16 protein-coding genes and 1 tRNA gene are annotated in these 20,624 nt (G+C 65.3%); 10 read left to right on the top strand and 7 right to left on the bottom strand.

The features are described 5' to 3' along the window. Positions 1–10 precede the first annotated feature (10 nt). From pbpC to FHS82_RS11460, 4 genes are all read right to left on the bottom strand, one after another. Positions 11–2,104, bottom strand: a complete 2,094-nt coding sequence (gene pbpC / locus FHS82_RS11475; protein ID WP_166952793.1) for a penicillin-binding protein 1C — start codon at positions 2,102–2,104, stop codon at positions 11–13. Then, entirely contained in the window at positions 2,101–7,350 is a 5,250-nt protein-coding gene (locus FHS82_RS11470; protein WP_166952790.1) for an alpha-2-macroglobulin family protein, read from the bottom strand. The genes pbpC and FHS82_RS11470 overlap by 4 nt, the downstream gene beginning before the upstream one ends. Before the next feature lie 172 nt (positions 7,351–7,522). Further along, positions 7,523–8,467, bottom strand: a complete 945-nt coding sequence (gene dmeF / locus FHS82_RS11465; protein ID WP_166952787.1) for a CDF family Co(II)/Ni(II) efflux transporter DmeF — start codon at positions 8,465–8,467, stop codon at positions 7,523–7,525. Then, complete coding sequence (locus FHS82_RS11460; protein ID WP_166952784.1) at positions 8,464–8,742, bottom strand: metal/formaldehyde-sensitive transcriptional repressor; 279 nt, start codon at positions 8,740–8,742, stop codon at positions 8,464–8,466. Before FHS82_RS11460 ends, dmeF begins: the two co-directional genes overlap by 4 nt. Before the next feature lie 512 nt (positions 8,743–9,254). On the opposite strand from FHS82_RS11460, the gene FHS82_RS11455 reads away from it, so the two are divergent. From FHS82_RS11455 to FHS82_RS11435, 5 genes are all read left to right on the top strand, one after another. Then, positions 9,255–10,751: a site-specific integrase gene (locus tag FHS82_RS11455; protein WP_166952782.1), complete on the top strand. Its 1,497-nt coding sequence runs from the start codon at positions 9,255–9,257 to the stop codon at positions 10,749–10,751. A 399-nt stretch (positions 10,752–11,150) separates the two neighbouring features. Further along, the gene (locus FHS82_RS11450; RefSeq protein ID WP_166952779.1) at positions 11,151–11,783 is read left to right on the top strand and encodes a recombinase family protein; all 633 of its coding nucleotides are present in this window, start codon (positions 11,151–11,153) and stop codon (positions 11,781–11,783) included. A gap of 371 nt (positions 11,784–12,154) precedes the next feature. Next, on the top strand, positions 12,155–12,553 hold the full coding sequence (locus FHS82_RS11445) for an HNH endonuclease (protein WP_166952776.1): 399 nt from the start codon (positions 12,155–12,157) through the stop codon (positions 12,551–12,553). Between the two features lie 109 nt (positions 12,554–12,662). Further along, complete coding sequence (locus tag FHS82_RS11440; protein ID WP_166952773.1) at positions 12,663–13,475, top strand: hypothetical protein; 813 nt, start codon at positions 12,663–12,665, stop codon at positions 13,473–13,475. Positions 13,476–13,554: 79 nt separating this feature from the next. Next, positions 13,555–14,178 (top strand): hypothetical protein, encoded by a 624-nt coding sequence (locus tag FHS82_RS11435; protein WP_166952769.1) that lies wholly within the window; start codon positions 13,555–13,557, stop codon positions 14,176–14,178. Between the two features lie 68 nt (positions 14,179–14,246). Here FHS82_RS11435 and FHS82_RS11430 read toward each other — a convergent pair whose 3' ends face one another. After that, complete coding sequence (locus tag FHS82_RS11430) at positions 14,247–14,786, bottom strand: DUF6428 family protein (protein ID WP_246225309.1); 540 nt, start codon at positions 14,784–14,786, stop codon at positions 14,247–14,249. 46 nt (positions 14,787–14,832) lie between these two features. Between FHS82_RS11430 and FHS82_RS11425 the strand changes: the two genes are divergently transcribed. The 5 genes from FHS82_RS11425 to arsK are packed head-to-tail and all read left to right on the top strand — an operon-like array spanning position 14,833 to position 18,520. After that, entirely contained in the window at positions 14,833–15,195 is a 363-nt protein-coding gene (locus FHS82_RS11425; protein ID WP_166952766.1) for an ArsR/SmtB family transcription factor, read from the top strand. A 7-nt stretch (positions 15,196–15,202) separates the two neighbouring features. Continuing rightward, complete coding sequence (locus FHS82_RS11420) at positions 15,203–15,730, top strand: arsenate reductase ArsC (RefSeq protein ID WP_377700243.1); 528 nt, start codon at positions 15,203–15,205, stop codon at positions 15,728–15,730. A gap of 24 nt (positions 15,731–15,754) precedes the next feature. Next, on the top strand, positions 15,755–16,180 hold the full coding sequence (arsC, locus tag FHS82_RS11415) for an arsenate reductase (glutaredoxin) (RefSeq protein ID WP_166952760.1): 426 nt from the start codon (positions 15,755–15,757) through the stop codon (positions 16,178–16,180). 11 nt (positions 16,181–16,191) lie between these two features. Continuing rightward, positions 16,192–17,247, top strand: coding sequence for an ACR3 family arsenite efflux transporter (arsB, locus tag FHS82_RS11410; RefSeq protein ID WP_166952757.1), 1,056 nt, complete (start codon positions 16,192–16,194; stop codon positions 17,245–17,247). 25 nt (positions 17,248–17,272) lie between these two features. Next, on the top strand, positions 17,273–18,520 hold the full coding sequence (arsK, locus tag FHS82_RS11405) for an arsenite efflux MFS transporter ArsK (RefSeq protein WP_208394202.1): 1,248 nt from the start codon (positions 17,273–17,275) through the stop codon (positions 18,518–18,520). A 173-nt stretch (positions 18,521–18,693) separates the two neighbouring features. Here arsK and FHS82_RS11400 read toward each other — a convergent pair. Both FHS82_RS11400 and recJ read right to left on the bottom strand, forming a co-directional pair. Beyond that, positions 18,694–18,769 (bottom strand) — tRNA-Glu (locus FHS82_RS11400). A 117-nt stretch (positions 18,770–18,886) separates the two neighbouring features. Continuing rightward, positions 18,887–20,593 carry a single-stranded-DNA-specific exonuclease RecJ gene (recJ, locus tag FHS82_RS11395; RefSeq protein ID WP_166953400.1) on the bottom strand — a complete coding sequence of 569 codons (1,707 nt, stop codon included), beginning with the start codon at positions 20,591–20,593 and terminating at the stop codon, positions 18,887–18,889. Positions 20,594–20,624 lie beyond the last annotated feature (31 nt).

The following is a 20,624-nucleotide window of genomic DNA, read 5'->3' as shown; positions in this document are numbered from 1 at the left end:
TTTCCCGCCTTCACCGGATGCGCACGGTGACGTTGTCCGTGCTGCCGCGCGCATCGATCACGGATAGCCACGCGAAGCCCTCGCCGTCCGGCCGCCAGCGCGTCTCCCGCCGGAGCGCCCCCTGCTCCACCGGCCGGCCGTTGACCATCCAGGTGAGGGGCGGTATGCCGCCGGAGGCCTTCAGCGCGAGTTCCTGCAACACGGCCTCCTGCCCCCCCTCCTGTTCCAGCCCCAGATCGATCAGCGCGCCATCCGGCGGAAAGGCGATCCGCAGCGGTGCGCTGATCGTGGCCATGAGGTTGCGCGGCGCGTCGCGGCGCAGATGCCGTAGTGGCGGCGGCAGGGTCGCGCTCGTCGCCGTCAGCCGGCCTTCGGGGACGATGACCGGCAGCGAGTCGCGCCCAAGGCGGGCGAAAGCCTCGAACAGCAAGGGGGCCGCCGTATGGCGCGCGAGCAGACCCGGCACCGCCCCGCCATCGGGACGGCCTAGCCACACGGCAATCGTCGTGTTGCGGTCGAAGCCGGCCGCCACCGCGTCGCGATAGCCATAGGACGTGCCCGTCTTGTAGGCGATGCGTCCCGCCGGCGCATTGTGCGGCGCAGGCGCGCCGCGCAGGATATCAGCGACATACCAGGCCGCTACCGGCTGCACGAACGCCGGTTCCGCCGCCGCCGGTATCTCGCTGTCGAGCCGGTAGCGCAGGGCCGGCACCTTGCCGCCGCGCGCCAGCCCGGCATAGGCCCGGGCGAGATCCGTCAGGCGGATGCCGAGGCCGCCGAGCGCGATGGCGAGCCCTGGCTCGCCGCCGTCCTTCGGCAGTTCCACGGCGACACCGGCCGCCCGCAGCCGCGCCAGCAGATGCGCCGGGCCGACCTCGGCGAGCAGCGCGACCGCCGGCACGTTGAGCGACAGTTGCAGCGCCTTGCGCGCCGTGACCGTGCCCTGAAACGTCTGGTCGAAGTTCTCCGGCGCATAGAGGCCATAGCGTGTTGGCCTGTCTTCGAGAACCGTCTCTGGATGTGCGAGGCCCGCCTCGAACGCCAGGGCGTAGATGAACGGCTTCAGCGCCGATCCGGGTGAGCGCACGGCCTTCGCCGCATCCACCCACCCCGCCCGCTCGGACGCCATGATATCCGCCGCGCCGACGTGTGCCAGCACCTCGCCGGTGGAGTTGTCGACGGCGACGATGGCCGCCGAGATTTGCGGCCCGATGCGTCGCGCCGCCTCCCGTGCCAGCGTTTCAAGACCCGCTTGCAGGCCCGCATCGATGGTGAGGCGCAGGGTGCCGGCCTCGGGATTCGCGGCGCGTTCGGCCTGCGCCACATGGGCCGCGAGCATCGGAAAACTGCGCCGCGCCGTGGGCACGGGCGCGGCGAGCGCCGCCTCCATCTCGGCCGCGCCAATCAGGCCGCGCTCGAAAGCGCGCTTCAGGACACGCCCGCGCGCCGCGCGGGCCTGCCCGGGAAAGCGGTCCGGCCGGCGCGCTTCCGGCGATTGCGGCAGCGCGACGAGCAGCGCGGCCTCGGCGACGGACAGGCGGCGCGGCTCCTTGCCGAAATAGGCGAGGCTCGCCGCGCGCACGCCCTCCAGATTACCGCCGTAGGGCGCGAGGCCGAGATAGAACGCCAGAATCCCGTCCTTCGAGAAATGCCGCTCCAGCTCAATGGCCCGCACGGCCTGCCGCAGCTTGGCGGCCATCGTGCGTTCCGTGCGCGGCTCCATCAGCCGCGCCACCTGCATGGTGAGCGTCGAACCGCCGGAGACGATGCGGCCGGTCGCCAGCATCTGTATGGCCGCGCGCGACGTCGCCAGCGGATCGACGCCGTGGTGGCGGCGAAAGCGCCGGTCCTCGTAGGCCATCAGCAGATCGAGAAAGCGCGGATCGACATCCGCCACCGTCGCGGGAAGCCGCCAGCGGCCATCGTCGAAGGTGAAGGCACGCAGCACCGCGCCGTGCCGGTCGAGCACGACAGTGGAATACTGCCGGGCGGCCGCAAGATCGAGCGGCGGCAGGCTCGCCGCGAACCGCCAGAGCGCCCCGCCCGCCAGCAGCGCGGCGACAAGCGCGACCGCCCCCGCGGTCGCGGCCAGCCTGCGGATCACGGCGCCCCCTTGGCGTCCGTCACCCTGGCGCCAGTTACCTCGACCGTGCCGTAACCCGTGCGGCCGAAGCGTTCAGGCCGGTAGAGGTCCTCGACAACCGCCGGCGGATGCACGTATTGGCCGGGCGACACCGCCCGCACGATATAGGCGACGGAGAAGAACGCCGGCTGGTCGGCCTCCCGGGCGAAGGAAGCGACGAAACGGTCGTCTCGGTACTCGACATGGGTCGGCTCCACGTCCCGCGTCAGCCACGGCAGGCCGGCCAGATCGGCGCTGTCAACGAGGCGCGGGCTGTCAATCTCGAACCCCGCCGGCAGGAAGTCCGCCAATAGCACCTGCGCCTGACGCGCATCGCGTTCCGTCACCTTCAGCACGGTCACGAGCCGCTCGTTCTGCGCCACCTTCGTCGGATCGGCGGCCTTGCCGTCAAGACGGAAGTAGGAGCGTTCGACGGTATAGCCCTGCGCCAGCGCCGGCTCGCGCGCCGTGGGGTTGCCAGCGACGCCGATCACCGCCTGCACGGGCGCATCTCCGCCGTTCGTCACCTTCACCGCGCCAGCCGCGAGATCGAAGCCGGCGACGGTGCGGAAAAACGGCCCCCTGTGCTCCGCGCCGTTGACGGTGAGCGAGAGGTTCTTGGCTTCCTCCGCGAGGCTCGCGGCCGCCAGCACCAGCCACGTGTTTTCCTGCGTGCTGGTGTAGCGGCGCCCGTCGCGCGCCCGCTCGACCGCCTGGCCGAGCGCGGCGAGATGAGCGCGCCCCGCGCCCGTCTCGCCGACGAGCGCCAGCACCCCGGCCGCATCGCGCAGTACCGAGCCGTAGTCGGCGCGGCCACGCTCGTCGTCCTTCGCGCCAGCCAGTGCGTCAACCGCCTGTCCAATCACGCGGTCGGCGCGCGTGCGGTCGCCGAGCAGCGCAAGCGCCGACCCCACCTGCGCCTGCGCCAGCGGCGAGCCGAAGGAGGCGAGGCGTACGTCCGCGAAATAGCGCAGGTCACCGATGACCGGCCGCCCGTTGCGCGCCAGCACGTAAGCCGCGTAGGCCAGCGCCTCGCCCTCGCCGTCCGGGAAGTCGGCGCTGTTGACGACGGCATTGCGCAGCCGGTCCAGCGTCTGCGTGAACGCGCGCTGCGGCACATCGAACGAGCGCTCGCGCGCCCGCGTGAGGAAATCGGCAACGAAGGCATCAAGCCACAAATCGTCGCCGCCCACGGACCAGAGGCCGAAGGAACCGCTGGCATCCTGCCGAGACAGCACCCGCGCGATTGCCTCGTTGACACGCCTGTCGGCATCTGTGTCGGGCGGCAGCGCGTTGAGCGCGGCGAGCGTATTCGCGTAGAGCAGCGGCAGCGCACGGCTCACCGTCTGCTCCGTGCAGCCGTAGGGAAAACGGTCGAGCGCGCCAAGCAGCGCCGGTACGTCGAGCGCCGCAAGCGGCGTGACCGACAACGAGACGACGCCCGTTCCCGGCTGGATATCCGCGAGCAGGTCGCCGGACAGGCTCACGCTGGCGCCGGGTGCGAGCGGATGCACCGTGCGGCGGGTCAGCGGCCGCGTGCCCGCACCGATGCCGAGCCGCAGCGTCTGCGACGCCTCGATGCCCGGACCGGCGATCGTCGCCGTCACCGACGCCTGCCCGACGCCCGTCGCCTTGACCGGAATCGCGAAGCCTTCGCTGCCGCCCTGATCGAGCCGGATCGCGGGCTCCAGCACCCGCGCGTCCGCCGTGAGCGGCCCATCGACCGCGAGCGACAGGCGGTAGTCCCCCGCTTCGCCGGAAACGTTGTCGACAGCGAGGAACAGCAGCGACGAATCGCCGGCATTGAGGAAGCGCGGCAGGCTGGCGGAAACAACCACGGGATCGCGCACCACCACATCGACGCTCGCCTGGCCGACACGCTCCTTCGACCACGCGACCGCGAACACCCGCACCGTGCCGTTGAAGGCGGGGATCTCGAAATCGACCGGCGCCGTCCCGTCCGCGCCCACCTTCACGACGCCCGTGTAAAGCGCCAGCGGCTCCTGCGACGGCGGCGCGCCTTCCAGTGGCGGCGCCCCGGCGTCGCCGCCCGAGCGGATCGCGCCGCGCGTGCCCTGCATGCCGTCGATCAGGAAGCCGTAGACGTCGCGGATATCGGTGCCGAGCTGCCGCTGGCCGAAGAAATACTCGTCGGGCTGCGGCGGTTCATAGCGGGTGAGGTTGAGGATGCCGGCATCGACCGCCGCCACCGCCACATAAGCCTCCTCGCCCGGCTGCAGGCCACTCACCTTCACCGGCACGGACAGCGGCGCGCGCGGCGCGACGGTGCGCGGCCCGCCGAGGTCGACGCCGAGCGTGCGCGCCGCACGGTCGACCGAGAACCACGAGAGCCCCAGCGCCCGGCCGGGTTGTCGCCGCGCGGCGACATCGAGCGGGCGATGCGCCAGCGCCACCACATAAGCGCCCGGCCCCCATTCCGCCTTCACCGGCAGCGTGACCGTCGCGCCCTCCGGCGTGACGTCGACGACGCGCTCCTCATGGATGCGGTCGCTGGCGACAAGCAGCGTTACCTTGCCGGTGAAGCGCGGCTTCAGCGTCACCGCGAGTTCCTCGCCCGCCGCATAGGCCGCCTTGTCGAGCACGAGGTCCAGCCGGTCGGGCGTATTCGCGCTCGCCGTGCCGCTGTAGCCCGAGGCGAAGCTCACGCTCACGGGCTGCACCGAACCGTCGACCGCCGCGACATCGAGCCGGTAGCGGCCCCACTCGACAGGCACGGCAATCTGACCCGGTTCCTGTGTCGAAAGATCGAGCGTGCCGTCCTGCACGCGGCGCGTCGTCGTGACGGTCTCGAACGACCACTGCCCGCCCTGGTTGAACCACTGGAAGCGCTGCTCCACCCGCGACAGCGTCCAGTGCACCTTGGCCGCCTGCCGTGCCCCCTGCGGCGTTGCCGCCACCACGTCGAAGCGCGCCTGTGCGCCTTCCGTCAGGTTGTCGAACAGCGGGCGCACGCCGATAACCGGACCGGCGGGCAGGATCGGCAGGGTCACCGAGCGCTCCACCGCCCGGCCGCCCGCCTCCGCGACGCGCAGCGCGATCCGCGCCTCGACAGGCCGTTGCGCCGCGACATCCGGCACAGGCACGGCAAGTTTCGCCCTGCCCTGCGTATCGGTCACGGCGCCGGATGCGACTTCCAGCGACACGCTCTCGAAAGCCTCGTCGTCGATGCCGACCCGATAACCCTCCAGTCCGGGGATGGCCGTGCCGCCAGCCTGCTGCACAACCACGTCGCCGCTCACATCGAGCCCGGCGGCAGGCGCGCCATATAAATATTGTGCGTCGACCGCGATTTCCGCGACCGCGCCCCAGTCGAGCACAGGCGCCTGCGGCGCCAGCTTCAGCTCGATGCGTTCGGGAACATAGTCCTCCACCAGAAAGGTCGTCTCGCCGACCGGCTCGCCCTTCGGGTCGACATAGGCCTGCACGCGCCAGGTGCCGTGCGCCGCGCCGGCGAGCAGCGGCAGGGACCACGCGCGCCCGCCGAGCCCCTGATCGTCGACAGGCGCGCGCCGGTATTCCACACCGTCCGGCCGGCGGGCGACGAGCGTCAGCGGCAGGCCGCCGGCGGCATTGCCGGTTGCATCGCGCAGCAGCGCAGTGACATGGACCGTCTCGCCCGTGCGATAGACGCCGCGCTCCGTGAACACCTGCCCGTCAAGCGGGCCGGGCGCGGACCGGCCGGCGACGCCCCTGTCGGTGAGATCGAAAGGCGCCTGTTCGAGATCGAGGAAGTTGTAGTCGCCCGCCTCCGTCGTCGCCACCAGCAGGCCGGGGCGCGTGCCGCCCTGCCCGCGCGTCAGGCCGGCGGCGAATGTCGCCTCGCCCTGCGCGTCGGTGCGAGCCGTCGCCAGCACCTCGTTGTTGCGGGCGACGAGCCGCAGGTCTACGCCCGCAGCAGGCCCGGCGGAAGCCAGCGAGCGTGCCAGCACACGCAGGCCGCCCTCGTTCGTCAGCGCGGTGAGGCCGATGTCGGACACCACGAACCACTGCGTCGCACGCTGGCTGTAGTCCTCGTCCGCCGGCGGGCCGCCGCCCGGCCGCGCCGTCAGCACATAGACGCCCGGCGACAGGGCTTTGCCGATTGCCTCATGCACCGGAAAAGCGGTGATCTCGTCCTTGTTGAGGCTTGAGCGGGTTTCGAGCGTGCCGCTCCACACCTTCTCGCCGCGCTCCGCCCGCAGCGCGTCGATCACCCAGCGGCCAAGCTGGTCGAGGAAGCCGCCCTCGCGAATCGTCGCGATCAGATTGCGGTCGCCAACGCGGAAAACATCGATCTCGGCTGCGGCCGTGTTGACGGAAACGAGCGGGATGCCCTCCTGCCCGGTCGAGGGCAGCACATAGTTGCGGCCAGTGAAGCGGACGGACGGCGCACGGTCGCGCACGTATATTTCATAGTCGGCGCTGCGCAGCAGCGTGTCGCCGGAAGCCGCCGGCAGGCCCTGCCGCAGCACGATGGCGTAGCGCTCGCCGTGCTTCAGCCCATCGACGCAAACCTGCGATTCCTCGCCCGTGACGGCGGCGTTAGCCGCGCCCGCGACCGCGACGAAGGGAGCGAAGTCCACACCCTTCGCCACGGGCTCGGAAAACTGGAAACAAGCGCGCGGCGTCAGCGCATCGGAATCCACGCGGTTGCCGGTGATTCGAAAGCCGTAGCGGGCGCGCAATTCCTCATAGGCCGCGCGCACCGGCGCGGTATCGTGCAGCGCGAGCGCCGCCCTGTAGCTGTCGATCGCCTGCCGGAAGAGCGTCGCGCGCACCTGCGCCTCGCCCAGCGTCACGAGCGCGGCGGCCTTGTCAGCGGGCTTCGCGGCGCGCTGGAAACCGGCGTAGGCCGCGGTCTGCGCCCTGTCGAGCCAGCGCATGCGCAGACTGTAGTCATCCGTCTCGAACGTGGAGGCAAGGCGCGCGTAGCTCAGCCAGTCCTGAAAATTGCCCGGCTCGCGCAGCAGCAGCGCGCTCGTCAGCGCCAGCGCCCGCTTCGCATCGCCCCTCGCTGTCGCCTCGGCAATGTCCTTGCGCAACTGCGCAACGGGCCGCGACAGATCGGCCTGCGCGGCTTCTCGCTTCAGCGTGGCATCGAAGCGCACCACGTTGCTCGCCAGATCGTTGCGCTGAAAGGCGCCTTGCGCAACCGCCAGACCTGGCAGCATGCCAAGAGCGAGTGCGGCCGGCAGCACCAGCCGGCGAAACAGGGACGGAATCGACATCGGCGCGCTCCACGGCTGCGGGATCAGGCTGCAGGGACGACGCGGCAGAGGATGAACCAGCGGACGGCCACTTGCAAGCGCCCCCGGAGTTGCCACCAGCGCGCCTTCCGATTTTCCCGGCGCTTGTATCTTTCAGCGCTTCGATCCGGCTGCGGGCATATCGGGCAGCCCGTCAGGCCCCATTTTCGACCTCTATGGTGACATGCGACAGGCCATGAAAATGGGCCAGCTTGCTGCGGTAGACCAATGGCTCCATCGGGGTTGCGGAACGGATCGAGATGATGGCTCCATGATGGCCGGGGCCGAGCTGCCATACATGCAGATCGGTGATCTCGTCCCCGCCCTGTTCGATAACGTCGCGGATTTTCTGCGGCAGATTTTCGCCAGTCGGAACGTAATCCAGCAGAACCCGGCCCGTGTCGCGGATAAGCCCCCATGACCAGCGGGCGATGACGAGACCGCCGACGACACCCATGAGCGGGTCCATCCAGTTCCAGCCGTAAAGGCCTCCCAGAACAAGCGCCGCGATAGCCAGAACCGAGGTCAGCGCGTCCGCCAGAACATGCAGATAGGCAGCGCGCAGGTTGTTGTCGTGAGCATGGTGGCCGTGGTTGTGATCGTGAGCAGCACCGTGATGGTGGTCATGGTGATGAGCATTATCGCCATGCAACAGCCATGCACAGACGAGATTCACCGCCAGCCCGATCACAGCGACGGTGATAGCCTGCGAAAAGCTGATCGCCACCGGGCTGTAAAGCCGCATCAGGCTTTCCCAGCCGATCAGCAGGGCAATCAGAGCCAGAACCACAGCGCTCGCAAAGCCCGCAAGGTCGCCCAGCTTGCCGGTGCCGAAGGTAAAACGCGGATTTCGCGCATTCCGGCGGGCATAAAGATAGGCCAACGCAGCAATCAACATTGCCGCCGCATGGGTGGACATATGCCAGCCATCTGCGACCAGAGCCATGGAGCCGTAAATCGTTCCGGCAACGATCTCCACGACCATCATCGTTGCGGTGGTGGCGATAACGAGCCAGGTGCGTTTTTCGTTGCGCTCGTGATCCTGGCCAAGAAAGACATGCTCGTGCGGGCTGGCGAAACGGACGGCTGTGTCGGTCATTTCAAGTATGTCCTGATAACGTCGATCAACTCGGCGGCACCTTGAGCGCGGGCTACGTCTTCGTCCTTGTCAGGGTTGGAGACGTGTTCGCGAATATGATCTTCGATCAGTTCGGCCGTCAGGCCGGTGACCGCGCCGCGAACCGAAGCGACAAGGTTCAGGATCTCCCCACAGGGCACCTCCGCCTCAAGGGATCGTTCTATCGCCTCGATCTGACCTTTGAGACGGCGGACGCGGGCGAGAAGCTTCGTTTTGTTTTTCGTCGTGTGCGACATACTATAGGGGTATACCCTATATTGCGGGTCAACGCAACGATACCTCGGCATCCGCTTGATCCGGCCCCATCTCCGTCATTGATTATCTCCCCGTAGGGAGAGACCGGCCATGCAAATCAGACCGACCCGTGAGGGGGACATCCGGGCCCTCCTCAAAAGTGCATGCATTGGGCCCCGAATCCGGGAGCATTCCTTGTGGGAGCTTCGAGGGCAAGCGGTCCGTTCCAGCAGATATTCATTCCGACCGGCCGTTACAGGTTTTCGCCCCAGATGCTGAAGTGCAGCGGCGCTACAGATGCGTTTCAAGGCGCACATCAGGGAAATCGGCCGGGATTTATTCTGGAAATTGACGCTTTGAATATAAGCGCTCAAATGGCGCGCCCAAGGGGAGCAGATTCCAGCCGTCCGAAAAGCCGTTTTCTGCCTTGTATTCAACGGCGCTATGGGTTGACGACAGGTACGTTTTCAAGGTACGTTGGCAGGACTTTCACGAATATGAGACCCCTGTCGACATGTCCCGTCCTGCCCTTGGCCGTTACCTTGAATGGAACGGCGGCACCATCCGCGTTGTCATCCACGTCCCGAAGGACCTTCAAGCCGCCCTTGGGGCCACGAAGCTGAAACAGTCCCTGCACACGGACAGCCCGAAGACCGCCGAGGCGATCAAGTGGCGTGTCATCGCGGACCTCAAGCATCGCCTTGTCGAAGCCCGGAAGGGCACGAAGGGGGACCCGCTGGTTGCCGAAGCGATGCAGTGGCGGGAGGCCCTGAATGACCCCCGTGCCGACGACAACCAGTCGGCCGCCATGTCGTCCCTTCTGACAGACCGTGCGGAAGAGATCGAAGAGGCGCGAGGCTTCCGGGCAGCAAAGACATTCGCGGACATTGCCCAAGGCAAGGCAACGCCTATCTTGTCCCTCCTCCCTGACTGGTTCGCGGAGAGCCGGTTTGCAGGCAGGACACGGCAGGCACGGGATAAGGCTGTCCGTAGCTTTACCGCATGGGCGTCCGGCCTCCCCGCTCCCATCAGTGCCATTGAAGCGGTCACTCGGAAGGTTGCCGGGGACTACAAGGCCACCTTCATCAAGGCGGGGACCAATGCCGGGACCGCGAACAAGGACCTTGGGAGCCTGTCTGCCTATTGGTCATGGCTCATGGACCGGGGGCATCTCCCCCAAGGCTTACAGGCCAATCCGTGGCAAGGGCAGCGTGTGGCGAAGGAGCAGACCGGCCATGCGAAGCCCGAGGACGGCCAAGGGAACAAGCGCCCCTTCACGGACAAGGAAGTCACCATCCTCTTGAATGGTCTCCGGCAGGACCCGCCGACAGGGGCCGGGGAAGCCCTCCCCGATATGTCCACCTTCGCGGCCCTTGAAGGTGCTCGCATAGGCGAGATTGCGACCCTCCGCGTCCGGCATGTCGACCTCGACAAGATGGAGGTCTACATTCCCGGAGAGAAGACGGAGAACGCAGGACGGCGCACCGCCTTGCACTCCGGCCTTCGGGAAGTCATGGCAGCACGTATCCAAGGCAAGACACCGGACGCCTACGTCTTCCATGAGCTACCGGACCAGAAGCCCGACGAAGACGGCATAACTATGCGCGGCAAGGGAGCGCCAGCGTCACAAGCCTTCACCCGCATCCGCAGGAAGCTAGGCGTGGATGACATGCTCCCCGGTGCCCGACAGTCCCGTATCGACTTCCATTCGTGGCGGCGCTGGTTCATTGCGAAGGCCGTGCAGGCCCTCCAGCGGGGCGCGAACGGCTTCGATAGCTGGACCATAGCGGACGTGGTGGGACACTCTAAGGACGACATGCCGTTGCCCATGACGATGGGCCTTTATCCCGGAAGGGCCAGCATGGAGGCCATGAGGGCTTGCGTGGAGGCGGTGAAGCTGCCGTCAATCTCGGTGCGGGAGGAGCGCCCGGAAACGGTAGCGGCCTCGGAAGCCGCGCCTGCGGCGACAGCGGACATTTTGTCGGAAAAATCCGAAGCGGCATTATCGTAAACGCGGCGCGAGTTTACCCCCCTGCCGGCGGCGGCGGGGCCATAGACTCGCAGTTGCGCAGGGAAGCCCGTACAGACTCGCCACACCCTGCCTGCACCTACCTAGCGCCTGCCCATACCGTGAGTCCTGCGGGCCTCCTATGAGTCCGCACGAGCACCTTGGCAGGAGGGCGTTGAACTCGGGCAAGGGCATCCGGAGGAAAGCTTTCCGGTGGATACGTGCCTATCGGGAGGAACCGCGCCTCCGCCCGGCGCAGGCTTGTCACCATTGAATCGTCCGCAAGGGTATACCCCTGTGGACAGATAGATCAGCCCTCAAAATTCTGTCCGTAAGGATTGACTTCGATCAGCGGACATGCATTTCTATGGACATAATCCTTACGTACATCCGGAGGGCACCATGTCCACGATCCTCTATGCCCGCGTCTCCACCGCCGATCAGACGCTTGACCATCAGCGCACACAGGCCGAAGCAGCCGAGTTCAAGATTGATACCGTCGTTGCCGATCATGGCGTGTCGGGCGTCAACACGCGGCTTGCCGACAGACCGCAGGGCAAACGCCTGTTCGACATCCTGCGGCGCGGCGACGTGCTGGTGGTCCGGTGGGTTGACAGGCTCGGGCGGAACTACCGGGACGTGACGGAAGTCACCCGGCAGTTCATGGACCGGGGCGTCATCGTTCGGACGGTCATCAACAACATGACATTCGACGGCGCGACCGCAGACCCGATGCAAATGGCCGTTCGGGATGCACTCATCGCCTTTATGGCGGCGACGGCACAGGCCCAAGCGGAAGCGACGAAAGAGGCGCAAAGGGCGGGGATAGACGCGCGGAAGGGCGATACAGAACGGTATCGCGGGAAGAAGCCAAGCTATGACCGGGAGAACTTCGGGGCCGTCGTGAACATGCTGGCGATGGGCGAAGGCGCGTCGGCCATTTCAAAGGCGACCGGATTGACCCGGCAGACAGTGCTGCGGATCAGGGATGACCGGACGGGGGCGGAAGCGGCCTTGGCGAGATGGGGACTGTGAACGAATATACTATAACATATTGATTTTGAACGATTATTAATTTAATCGTGTAGAATCAATGGCTTACTTCCACCCCAAAAGTGAAGTCGCAACTTCACATTTTATAACATATTGAAATTAATAACGATTCCGGGACGGCAAGCTTAAGTTGCACCTATAGCCAAGAGAGGCGCTTACGGACCACCCGCAGCATAAGGAAGCGGGCGAGCGCCAAGATATATAGCCAGCTATTGGGCTGCACCTAGTGGAGAAGAGGCCCGAAAAGTGAAGTTCACTTCACATTTGAATTAAGTCAGCAATCCTGATCCACTTGCCTCTTTCCCATTTGTTGGGAAGCCTCGCTCAAATCAAATTCGGGAACACAGACAGCCATGAAATTCACGGAACTCAGACCACCCATCACCACCCCGGACGGCCTCCTTCAAGTGCCCCTCGCGCACTCCGAAAGGACAGCCCTCATCGCCCCGAACGACTATCGCCGCGTCCTTGAAGCTGGATACAGCCCGAACTGGATGCAGCATCCTGACGGAACCATCAAGACATGGAAGAGCGGCAGGAAGTCGGGAACACGCACCTCCATCGCCCGCGTCATCATGGGCGTGGCGGAGACAGTTACCGGGATAGCGACGCAGAACCGCGCCCTCATCATCAAGCATCGCAACGGGGACAAGACAGACCTCCGCAGGGAGAACCTGACGGTGACGACGCGGAACGCCAAGATGACGGCATGGGGCCGGGATGACAGGCGAGGAAGGGAAGCACAGCCTTAGCGACTGACCACAGCCCCGCAGAATGCTTCGCAACAAAACACTATCCGCCCGCCTCGACGCGGGTTTTTCTTTATCTACAGACACCAGACGAAAAAGGATCATCAAAAACATGACAGAAATAACCGACAACAGAAACCACAACTGGCTTGCTAATGCAGCGCAGACCATCCACGAACGCACCGCAAAGGCCCGAGAAGGAACCTTTGAGACCCTGATGACCTTTGTGGCGATTGGGGAAGTCCTGAACGAGGTTAAAGAAACCTTGGGCGGCGCTGGAAGAAACAGCACTTTCGGGAAGTGGTGCGACGAACAAGGCTTTAGTTTCGATAAAACATGGCGCTCCCGCCTCATGAAGCTTGCCGCCAATTGGGACGAAGCCAAGGCTGCAATGGAAGTCAGGCCGGAAGGCGAACGGAAATGGTCCGTCAAGGAGGTCTTGAAGGCCCTCGCGGATAAGCGGAAGGCAGATAGCGGATTAAATAGTTGCCCCGAGGCAACCATTTCCACGGAAGCCAAGCCCAAGCCGCCTTCCACCAAGGAACGGCTTGAGCAAGTGCTTGAAGAAAACAAGCGGCTCTCTCAGGCCCTCACGGAAGCCTTGGAGCGGATAAAGAGCCTTGAGGCCCGCAAAGCGCCAGACCAGACGCAGAAACCTAGCCAGCCAGAACTCGACTTTGGAGCGCAACGATACCCTGCTCCCCACGGAACACCGCTGGGCAATCAGGAAGCTGCCAACGCCCAGAATAGTTCCGTCAAGGTAGATCCTCAAGACAGAACCCGCGCTAAAAAGGTTTGGTCGCTGTACACGAGAGGAGTGACGGCAGGCGAGCGGGAGGCCGCAAAGGAGAGATTGGAAAGGGCGGCAGAAAAATATGGCTTACCATTTGATGATTTCATCGCAGCCTGCGGGATCGCCCGATAGATAGTAAGAGAAGACAACCGACCACCTCAGACAAGCCCGCCTTTTTGGCGGGTTTTGTCGTTTCTAAGGACCATCATCAATGCACTACCAGCCGCATATCCTGAATCGAAAGACGGGGCGCATCGAACCGACAGACTGGGGAGAGTGGTTTACCGTCACCGAAGTCGGCCGTCATTATGGCGTCGGCTCCAAGCGTGTCCGGGCTGTCCTCCATCACATGGGAATGCTCGGAAAGGAAGGTCGCTATTACCGGCTCCCGCAAGAATGGGAGGAACGCGGATACGGGGCCAGGAATGACAATCCCAAGTCTGGCTTCTCCTTCGACACCGTCAGCCCGATGGGCCAGCGCCTCATTGCAGAAGCATGGGACATGGCTGTCGCTGATTATGAAAAAGACCTCCGGGAACATGGGAGTGTCGTCACCGCAAGGGAAGCCCTTGATGTGTTCAAGGAAACCCGTCTGTCGCCCATGACGGTCCAGATGGAAATCATTTGGGTCCGTCATCACTTCCCCGACCTTTCCCATAACGACATCGCAACCGTGGTCGAATGTACCCAGCAACTTGTCAGCCGATATCTCAGCCAACGGAAGGGCGAGATTGAGACGTGGGAAAGGGTCAAGAAGCAAGGGTTATTTGAAGGGCGTCGGGATGCGGATGTCGCGGGCTCCTGCGGGCCTCTTGAGGGTTCCCGGCATGAATGAGCGTCGAAGATAATAATTACCCATGACCCACAACACCGGGAAAAATAGTTTCGGTTGCAATCAGCGAGTCACCTCGCGCAACAGGCTCCAGCCGTCGTTCTCGGGCTGCAACACGCTGTCGCTGCCTGCTGCGCCCGGTGTCTCGGTTTGCAGATCGCGGAGCGGGCAGTGAGCCGAAGCACGACATGCCCGGCCTCCAGATGCAGCGCGTCCACGTCGAAAACCTGCATCGCTGCGCCGGGCGGGCCAACCTCGAAAGTCAGTCGGGCGTCGGGATCGAGCGCAACCCGTCGCGCCACTTGATCGAGAATCCCGCGAAACTTGCCGACAGACAGGTAATCACGTCCCCCTTCCGCGCCGCTATCCTCCACTTGCAGGATCGTTTCGCGCCACGAGGCGGGATTGACGCCGCAATCGAGGGTCACGAAGGAGCCGGCCTTGACTTCGGTCACATGATAGCCGGGTCTGATCCTGCGCCCACCGTAGTCGATAACCAGAGCCTTGCCGGCGTGCGGCTCCAGCGCGGTCAGAAGGGCGCCCAGCGAGGCGTCGCCGTCAAAATCCATCTCCAGAAAATTCATCTCTTGGGATCTGGTGCTATCGTTCATCTTCATGTATCCATATTTCAATAGATGTTGATATATTGAGGCTACAATGAACGAAAAGCAAGCCCTCGACGCCTTCGCCGCGCTCTCTCAAGAAACGCGGCTGCGCATCGTCCGCCTGCTGGTGACGGCCGGCCCTCAAGGTCTGCCGGCCGGGGCGATTGGCGAGGCGATGGACGGTGCGTCATCTTCGCGCATGTCGTTCCACTTGAGCCAATTGGAACATGCCGGGCTGGTTGTGTCCCGCCGCGAGGGGCGTTCGATCATCTACAGCGCCGCCTATCCGGCCCTCGCCGGCCTCATCGCCTTCCTCATGCGCGACTGCTGCCAAGGCCACCCCGAAGTGTGCAACCCCGCCGTGGCCGCGCTGTCCTGCCAATGCGAACCCGTGGAGGATCACGCTCATGCCTGACACCAACCTGACCAACCGCGTCTACAACGTCCTGTTTCTCTGCACCGGCAATTCCGCCCGTTCGATCATGGCCGAGAGCATCCTTAACAAGGACGGTGCCGGCCGGTTCCGTGCTTTCTCGGCGGGCAGCCATCCGAAAAGCGCAGTCAATCCCTTTGCTCTCAAGGTACTGGAGAGCTTCGATTATCCCACCGATGGGCTCCGGTCGAAAAGCTGGGACGAGTTCGGGAAGCCGGATGCGCCCGTGATGGATTTCGTGTTCACCGTCTGCGACAACGCGGCCGGGGAGACCTGTCCGGTCTGGCCGGGGCATCCGATGACGGCGCATTGGGGCATTGAAGACCCCGCCGCCGTGGAGGGGGCGGACATCGAGAAGGAAGCGGCCTTCGTCACCGCGTTCCGTTATCTCAGAAACCGCATCTCCGCCTTTTCGTCGCTCCCCATCGAAAGCCTCGACCGGACGGCTCTCGGCACGAAGCTGCGGGAAATCGGCAGAAGCGAAGGGGCCACGTCGCTCCGGCCCGACTTGGTATGAGATGAACTTGGCATGAGGTGAATCATGGACGTCATTATCTATCACAACCCCGCCTGCGGCACATCGCGCAACACGCTCGCCATGATCCGCAATGCCGGTATCGAGCCGCATATCATCGAATATCTCAAGACGCCGCCGACACGGACGATGCTCAAGCAGCTTATCGAGCGCATGGGCATCCCCGTCCGCGATCTGCTGCGCCAGAAGGGCACTCCCTATGCGGAGCTTGGCCTTGACGATCCGAACCTGACCGATGACCAGCTTCTTGACGCCATGCTGGCGCATCCGATCCTGATTAACCGTCCCATCGTCGTCAGCCCGAAGGGCGTGCGGCTCTGCCGCCCGTCCGAACAGGTGCTGGACCTGCTGCCGCCGCAGCGGGGCGAGTTCGTTAAGGAGGACGGCGAACGGGTGGTGGACGAACACGGCCGCCGCGTGGCGACAGCATAAGGACGGGCCACATGTCCACCTTTGAACGCTATCTCACCCTATGGGTTGCGCTCTGCATCGTCGCCGGTATCGCGCTCGGCCACCTCATGCCGGGCATCTTCCATGCCATCGGCGCGATGGAGGTCGCCAAGGTCAACCTGCCGGTTGCGGTGCTCATCTGGCTGATGATCGTGCCGATGCTGATCAGGATCGACTTTGCCGCGCTCGGGCAGGTCAAGGAGCACTGGCGCGGCATCGGCGTGACGCTCTTCGTCAATTGGGCTGTGAAGCCCTTTTCGATGGCGGCGCTTGGCTGGCTGTTCATCGGATACCTGTTCCGGCCTTACCTGCCGGCTGACCAGATCGACAGCTATATCGCCGGCCTCATCATCCTTGCGGCCGCGCCCTGCACGGCGATGGTGTTCGTCTGGTCGAACCTGACCAAGGGCGAACCGCACTTCACATTGAGCCAAGTCGCGCTCAATGACGCCATCATGGTGTTCGCTTTCGCGCCGGTTGTCGGCCTGCTGCTCGGCCTCTCGGCCATTACCGTGCCGTGGGATACACTCGTCCTTTCGGTTGCGCTCTACATCATCGTCCCGGTGATCGTCGCGCAGTTCGTGCGCCGTCATCTGCTCGCCACGGGCGGAGAACCGGCACTGAAACGTTTCCTCGACTGGCTCCAGCCGCTTTCACTGGCGGCGCTGCTCGCCACGCTCGTGCTGCTGTTCGGTTTTCAGGGCGAACAGATTCTTGCCCAACCGCTCATTATCGCCCTCTTGGCCGTCCCGATCCTGATCCAGGTCTATTTCAACGCCGGGCTGGCCTATCTGCTGAACCGCGTCACCGGGGAGAAACATTGCGTGGCGGGGCCGTCCGCCCTGATCGGCGCTTCAAACTTCTTCGAACTGGCGGTTGCCGCCGCCATCAGCCTTTTCGGCTTCCAGTCGGGTGCGGCGCTCGCCACCGTCGTCGGGGTGCTGATCGAAGTGCCGGTGATGCTCTCCGTCGTGTGGATCGTGAACCGCTCCAAAGGCTGGTATGAACGCGGCGGCAAGGCACCGGCTGTCACGGAAGCGGGGCGTTGATGCTCACGATCTGGCGCAAGACGCCATGACGCGGTGGCTCGCCATCGGGGCGCTCGGGCTGACACAGATTGTCGGCTATGGCACGCTCTATTACAGCTTCGGCATCCTCGCGCCCGCCATAGCGCGAGACTTCGCGTGGCCCCCGGAATTGGCGTTCGGGGCGCTTTCCGCTGCGCTTCTGGCCGGAGGACTGGCCGCGCCCCTATCGGGACGCTGGATCGACTGCTATGGGGCCGGGCGTGTCATGACGGCCGGATCACTCGTCGCGGCCGCCGCGCTCGTGGCCTGCGCTTTCGCTCCGTCCGGCACGGCCTTCCTGCCGACGCTGGTGGCAATGGAAATCGCCTCGACGCTCGTGCAGTACAGCGCCGCGTTTCCCTTGCTGGTGCAGCGCCACCCGCAGACCGCACAGCGCAGCATCGTCTATCTGACGCTGATCGCCGGTTTCGCCTCCACCATCTTTTGGCCGGTCACGACATGGCTGCATGGATTCCTGACATGGCGGCAGGTCTATCTTGCCTTCGCGGCGATGCACCTTGCCATCTGCTTGCCGCTCCACGCCCTGCTGTCGCGCCCGTCCCGGCCTGCCGACACGACAAGCGATGCAGCGCCCCGGAGAGATGACAACCCGGTTGAAGGCAGTCTACCGCTTGTCGTAAGACGGAAAGGGTTTGCCCTGATGGCGATTGGCCTTGCCCTCCAGAGCTTCGTCAGTTCGGCAATCCTCGTTCACATGCTGCCGCTTCTCGCCGCGCTCGGCCTCGGCGTGGTCGGTGTCATGGTCGGCACCCTGTACGGCCCGGCGCAGGTCTTGAGCCGTTTCGTCAACATGGTATTCGGCCGGAACCTGTCCCAACTCCGGCTCGCAATGATTTCCGCCGGGTTGCTGCCGGCGGCGATAGCCCTTCTGCTTTTGGCCGCTCCGTCCGTTCCGGGCGCACTGGCCTTCGCCGTCCTGTTCGGCATGGGCAACGGGCTTTACAGCATCGTGAGCGGAACCCTTCCCCTCGTACTGTTCGGTAGCTTCGGTTACGGCACCCGCCAAGGTCAGGTGATGGCAGTGCGCCTCGTGGTCGCATCAGCCGCGCCGTTCGCCTTCGCCCTGCTGACGGAGCATATCGGCGTTGATTGGGCGCTCGCGGTCACGGCCGCATTTGGGGCTGGTGCTGTAGTGGCGTTTGCTGGCATCGCGAGGCTATCGCGTGCGCCCGCTCGGCTTGATGTTGCTGTTGTCAGGCAGGAGAGCACGGCAGATTCGGGCAGCGCCGTGTAGCAACCATCTCCGGTATCGCTCTGCGCTGCCCCGGTGGACGTTCAACCGGATCACATAGCCCTCTGCGACATCCTGACACAGGTACGCAGTCTAGGACGCGGCTAGGTACGCGGTCCAAAATCTTGTCCGGGATTGTCTTTGAATATCAGTGCCTTACGTATAGGCGAGTTTTATGGCGCGCCCAAGGGGAATCGAACCCCTGTTTTCGCCGTGAAAGGGCGACGTCCTAGACCGCTAGACGATGGGCGCATCAACCGTTGCCGGTGAAGTGGCGTGACTAATAGAGATGTTTGCCGCCTTCGGCAAGGCCTGTCGTAAAACTTTGGATGTTTTCCACATAAGTGACGCGCGGCCGTCATACAAGCACTATCGGCGCGCGGCTTCGGCCTTGCAGACATCGAGCAGCCGCAGGCTCACCTGCGTGCGCCCGCCCCAGTTGTCGAGCGCCAGTGTGCCGGCCGCGTGCACCGGCTGCCCCTTCAGCGACAACAGCGCCTGCCCAAGCGGCTGGTCGGCGGCGCGGAACACCATGCCGCCGAGCGATGCACCGTCGCCGGCGCGCAGGCGGACACGCACATGGTTCGCCCCCACGACGGTGGCCTCGGTCAGCATATGATGGCCGAACGCGAATACCGGCTCGGGATTGCCAGCGCCGTAAGGGCCTGCGCGGGAGATGCCCGCCACGAGTTCCGGCGTCGCGCCGCCTGCCGTGAGCGCTGCGTTGATGCCGAGCGCCTCGCCCTCGCCTGCCCGCCCGACGTCTTCGGCAAGTACCGCCGACAGCCGCTCGCCGAAGGCCGCGACGCCGTCGCGGCCGAGTGTCACGCCCGCCGCCATGGCATGGCCACCACCCTTGACGGCGATGCCCTCCTCCACCATCCGACGCACCGCCCGCCCGATATCCGCGCCCGGAATCGAGCGGCCCGAGCCCGTGCCGCCACCCCGGTCGTCGAGCGCGATGGCGAAGGCGGGACGGTTGAAGCGCTCCTTCACCCGCGCGGCGACCAGCCCGACGACACCCGGATGCCAGCCGGGCGAGGCCACGACCAGCACCGGGGGATCGCCTTCCGCCAGCTGGCGCTCCGCCATGGCGACCGCCTCCTCGACGGCCAGCCGCTCCACCACCTGCCGCTCCGCGTTCAGCGTGTTGAGTTCTGTAGCGATGCGCGCCGCCTCATGCGGCTCCCGTGCCATCAGCAAGGTGGTGCCCAGCGCCGAATCGCCGATTCTCCCCCCCGCGTTGATGCGCGGGCCGAGCAGGAAGCCGAGATGCCACGCCTCCGGCGGCCCCGACAGGCCGGAGACGTCGAGCAGCGCCGTCAGCCCAGGTCGCCGGCGCTGGCGCATCACGGCAAGCCCCTGCTGGACGAAAGCGCGGTTGAGGCCGACGAGCGGCACGACATCGGCCACGGTCGCAAGCGCCACGAGGTCGAGATCGGCGAGCAGGTCGGGCTCCCCGCCCGCCGTCTGCCGCCAGAAGCCGGCCTGACGCAACGCACGCTGGACGGCGACGAGAGCCATGAAAACCACGCCGGCCGCGCACAGGTGGCCGAGGCCCGACAGGTCATCCTGCCGGTTGGGGTTGACGACTGCCACAGCCTGCGGCAGCTCCACGCCCGCCTGATGATGATCGAGCACCACGACGTCCATGCCAAGCCGGCGCGCCTCGGCGAGCGGCTCGAAACTCGCCACGCCGCAGTCCACCGTCACCAGCAGGGTGCAGCCGGCCTCATGCAGTTCACGGATCGCCGCCAAGTTGGGTCCATAGCCGTCGACGACGCGGTCCGGAATCCGCACGACGAAGTCCACCCCTCCGCGTGCCAGAAACAGGCCGAGCAGGGCGGAGGAACAGGCGCCGTCGACATCGTAGTCACCGAGGATGGCGACTTTCTCCCGGCGCGCCACCGCCCGCGCGATACGCGCCGCCGCCTCGTCCATAGCGACGAGCGTCGAGGGATCGGGCATGAGATCGCGCACGCGCGGCGCGAGATAAGCCTGCGCATCGTCGGGCCCGATGCCGCGCGACGCCAGCACGCGCGCCAGAATGTCGGGCAGCCCGTGCAGCTGCACCATTGCAAGCGCCGAGGCGCGCTCGGCCTCCGTG

Source organism: Pseudochelatococcus lubricantis, from assembly GCF_011762225.1.
Lineage (GTDB): Bacteria > Pseudomonadota > Alphaproteobacteria > Rhizobiales > Beijerinckiaceae > Pseudochelatococcus > Pseudochelatococcus lubricantis.
This window is presented reverse-complemented; position numbering and strand designations above follow the sequence as displayed.

What these genes read in the sequence shown, in the direction of transcription:
- FHS82_RS11470 (WP_166952790.1), bottom strand. Translation starts at nt 7,350, where the DNA reads ATGTCGATTCCGTCCCTGTTTCGCCGGCTGGTGCTGCCGGCCGCACTC.
- dmeF (WP_166952787.1), bottom strand. Translation starts at nt 8,467, where the DNA reads ATGACCGACACAGCCGTCCGTTTCGCCAGCCCGCACGAGCATGTCTTT.
- FHS82_RS11460 (WP_166952784.1), bottom strand. Translation starts at nt 8,742, where the DNA reads ATGTCGCACACGACGAAAAACAAAACGAAGCTTCTCGCCCGCGTCCGC.
- FHS82_RS11455 (WP_166952782.1), top strand. Translation starts at nt 9,255, where the DNA reads ATGTCCCGTCCTGCCCTTGGCCGTTACCTTGAATGGAACGGCGGCACC.
- FHS82_RS11450 (WP_166952779.1), top strand. Translation starts at nt 11,151, where the DNA reads ATGTCCACGATCCTCTATGCCCGCGTCTCCACCGCCGATCAGACGCTT.
- FHS82_RS11445 (WP_166952776.1), top strand. Translation starts at nt 12,155, where the DNA reads ATGAAATTCACGGAACTCAGACCACCCATCACCACCCCGGACGGCCTC.
- FHS82_RS11440 (WP_166952773.1), top strand. Translation starts at nt 12,663, where the DNA reads ATGACAGAAATAACCGACAACAGAAACCACAACTGGCTTGCTAATGCA.
- FHS82_RS11435 (WP_166952769.1), top strand. Translation starts at nt 13,555, where the DNA reads ATGCACTACCAGCCGCATATCCTGAATCGAAAGACGGGGCGCATCGAA.
- FHS82_RS11430 (WP_246225309.1), bottom strand. Translation starts at nt 14,786, where the DNA reads ATGAACGATAGCACCAGATCCCAAGAGATGAATTTTCTGGAGATGGAT.
- FHS82_RS11425 (WP_166952766.1), top strand. Translation starts at nt 14,833, where the DNA reads ATGAACGAAAAGCAAGCCCTCGACGCCTTCGCCGCGCTCTCTCAAGAA.
- arsC (WP_166952760.1), top strand. Translation starts at nt 15,755, where the DNA reads ATGGACGTCATTATCTATCACAACCCCGCCTGCGGCACATCGCGCAAC.
- arsB (WP_166952757.1), top strand. Translation starts at nt 16,192, where the DNA reads ATGTCCACCTTTGAACGCTATCTCACCCTATGGGTTGCGCTCTGCATC.
- arsK (WP_208394202.1), top strand. Translation starts at nt 17,273, where the DNA reads ATGACGCGGTGGCTCGCCATCGGGGCGCTCGGGCTGACACAGATTGTC.
- recJ (WP_166953400.1), bottom strand. Translation starts at nt 20,593, where the DNA reads ATGGTGCAGCTGCACGGGCTGCCCGACATTCTGGCGCGCGTGCTGGCG.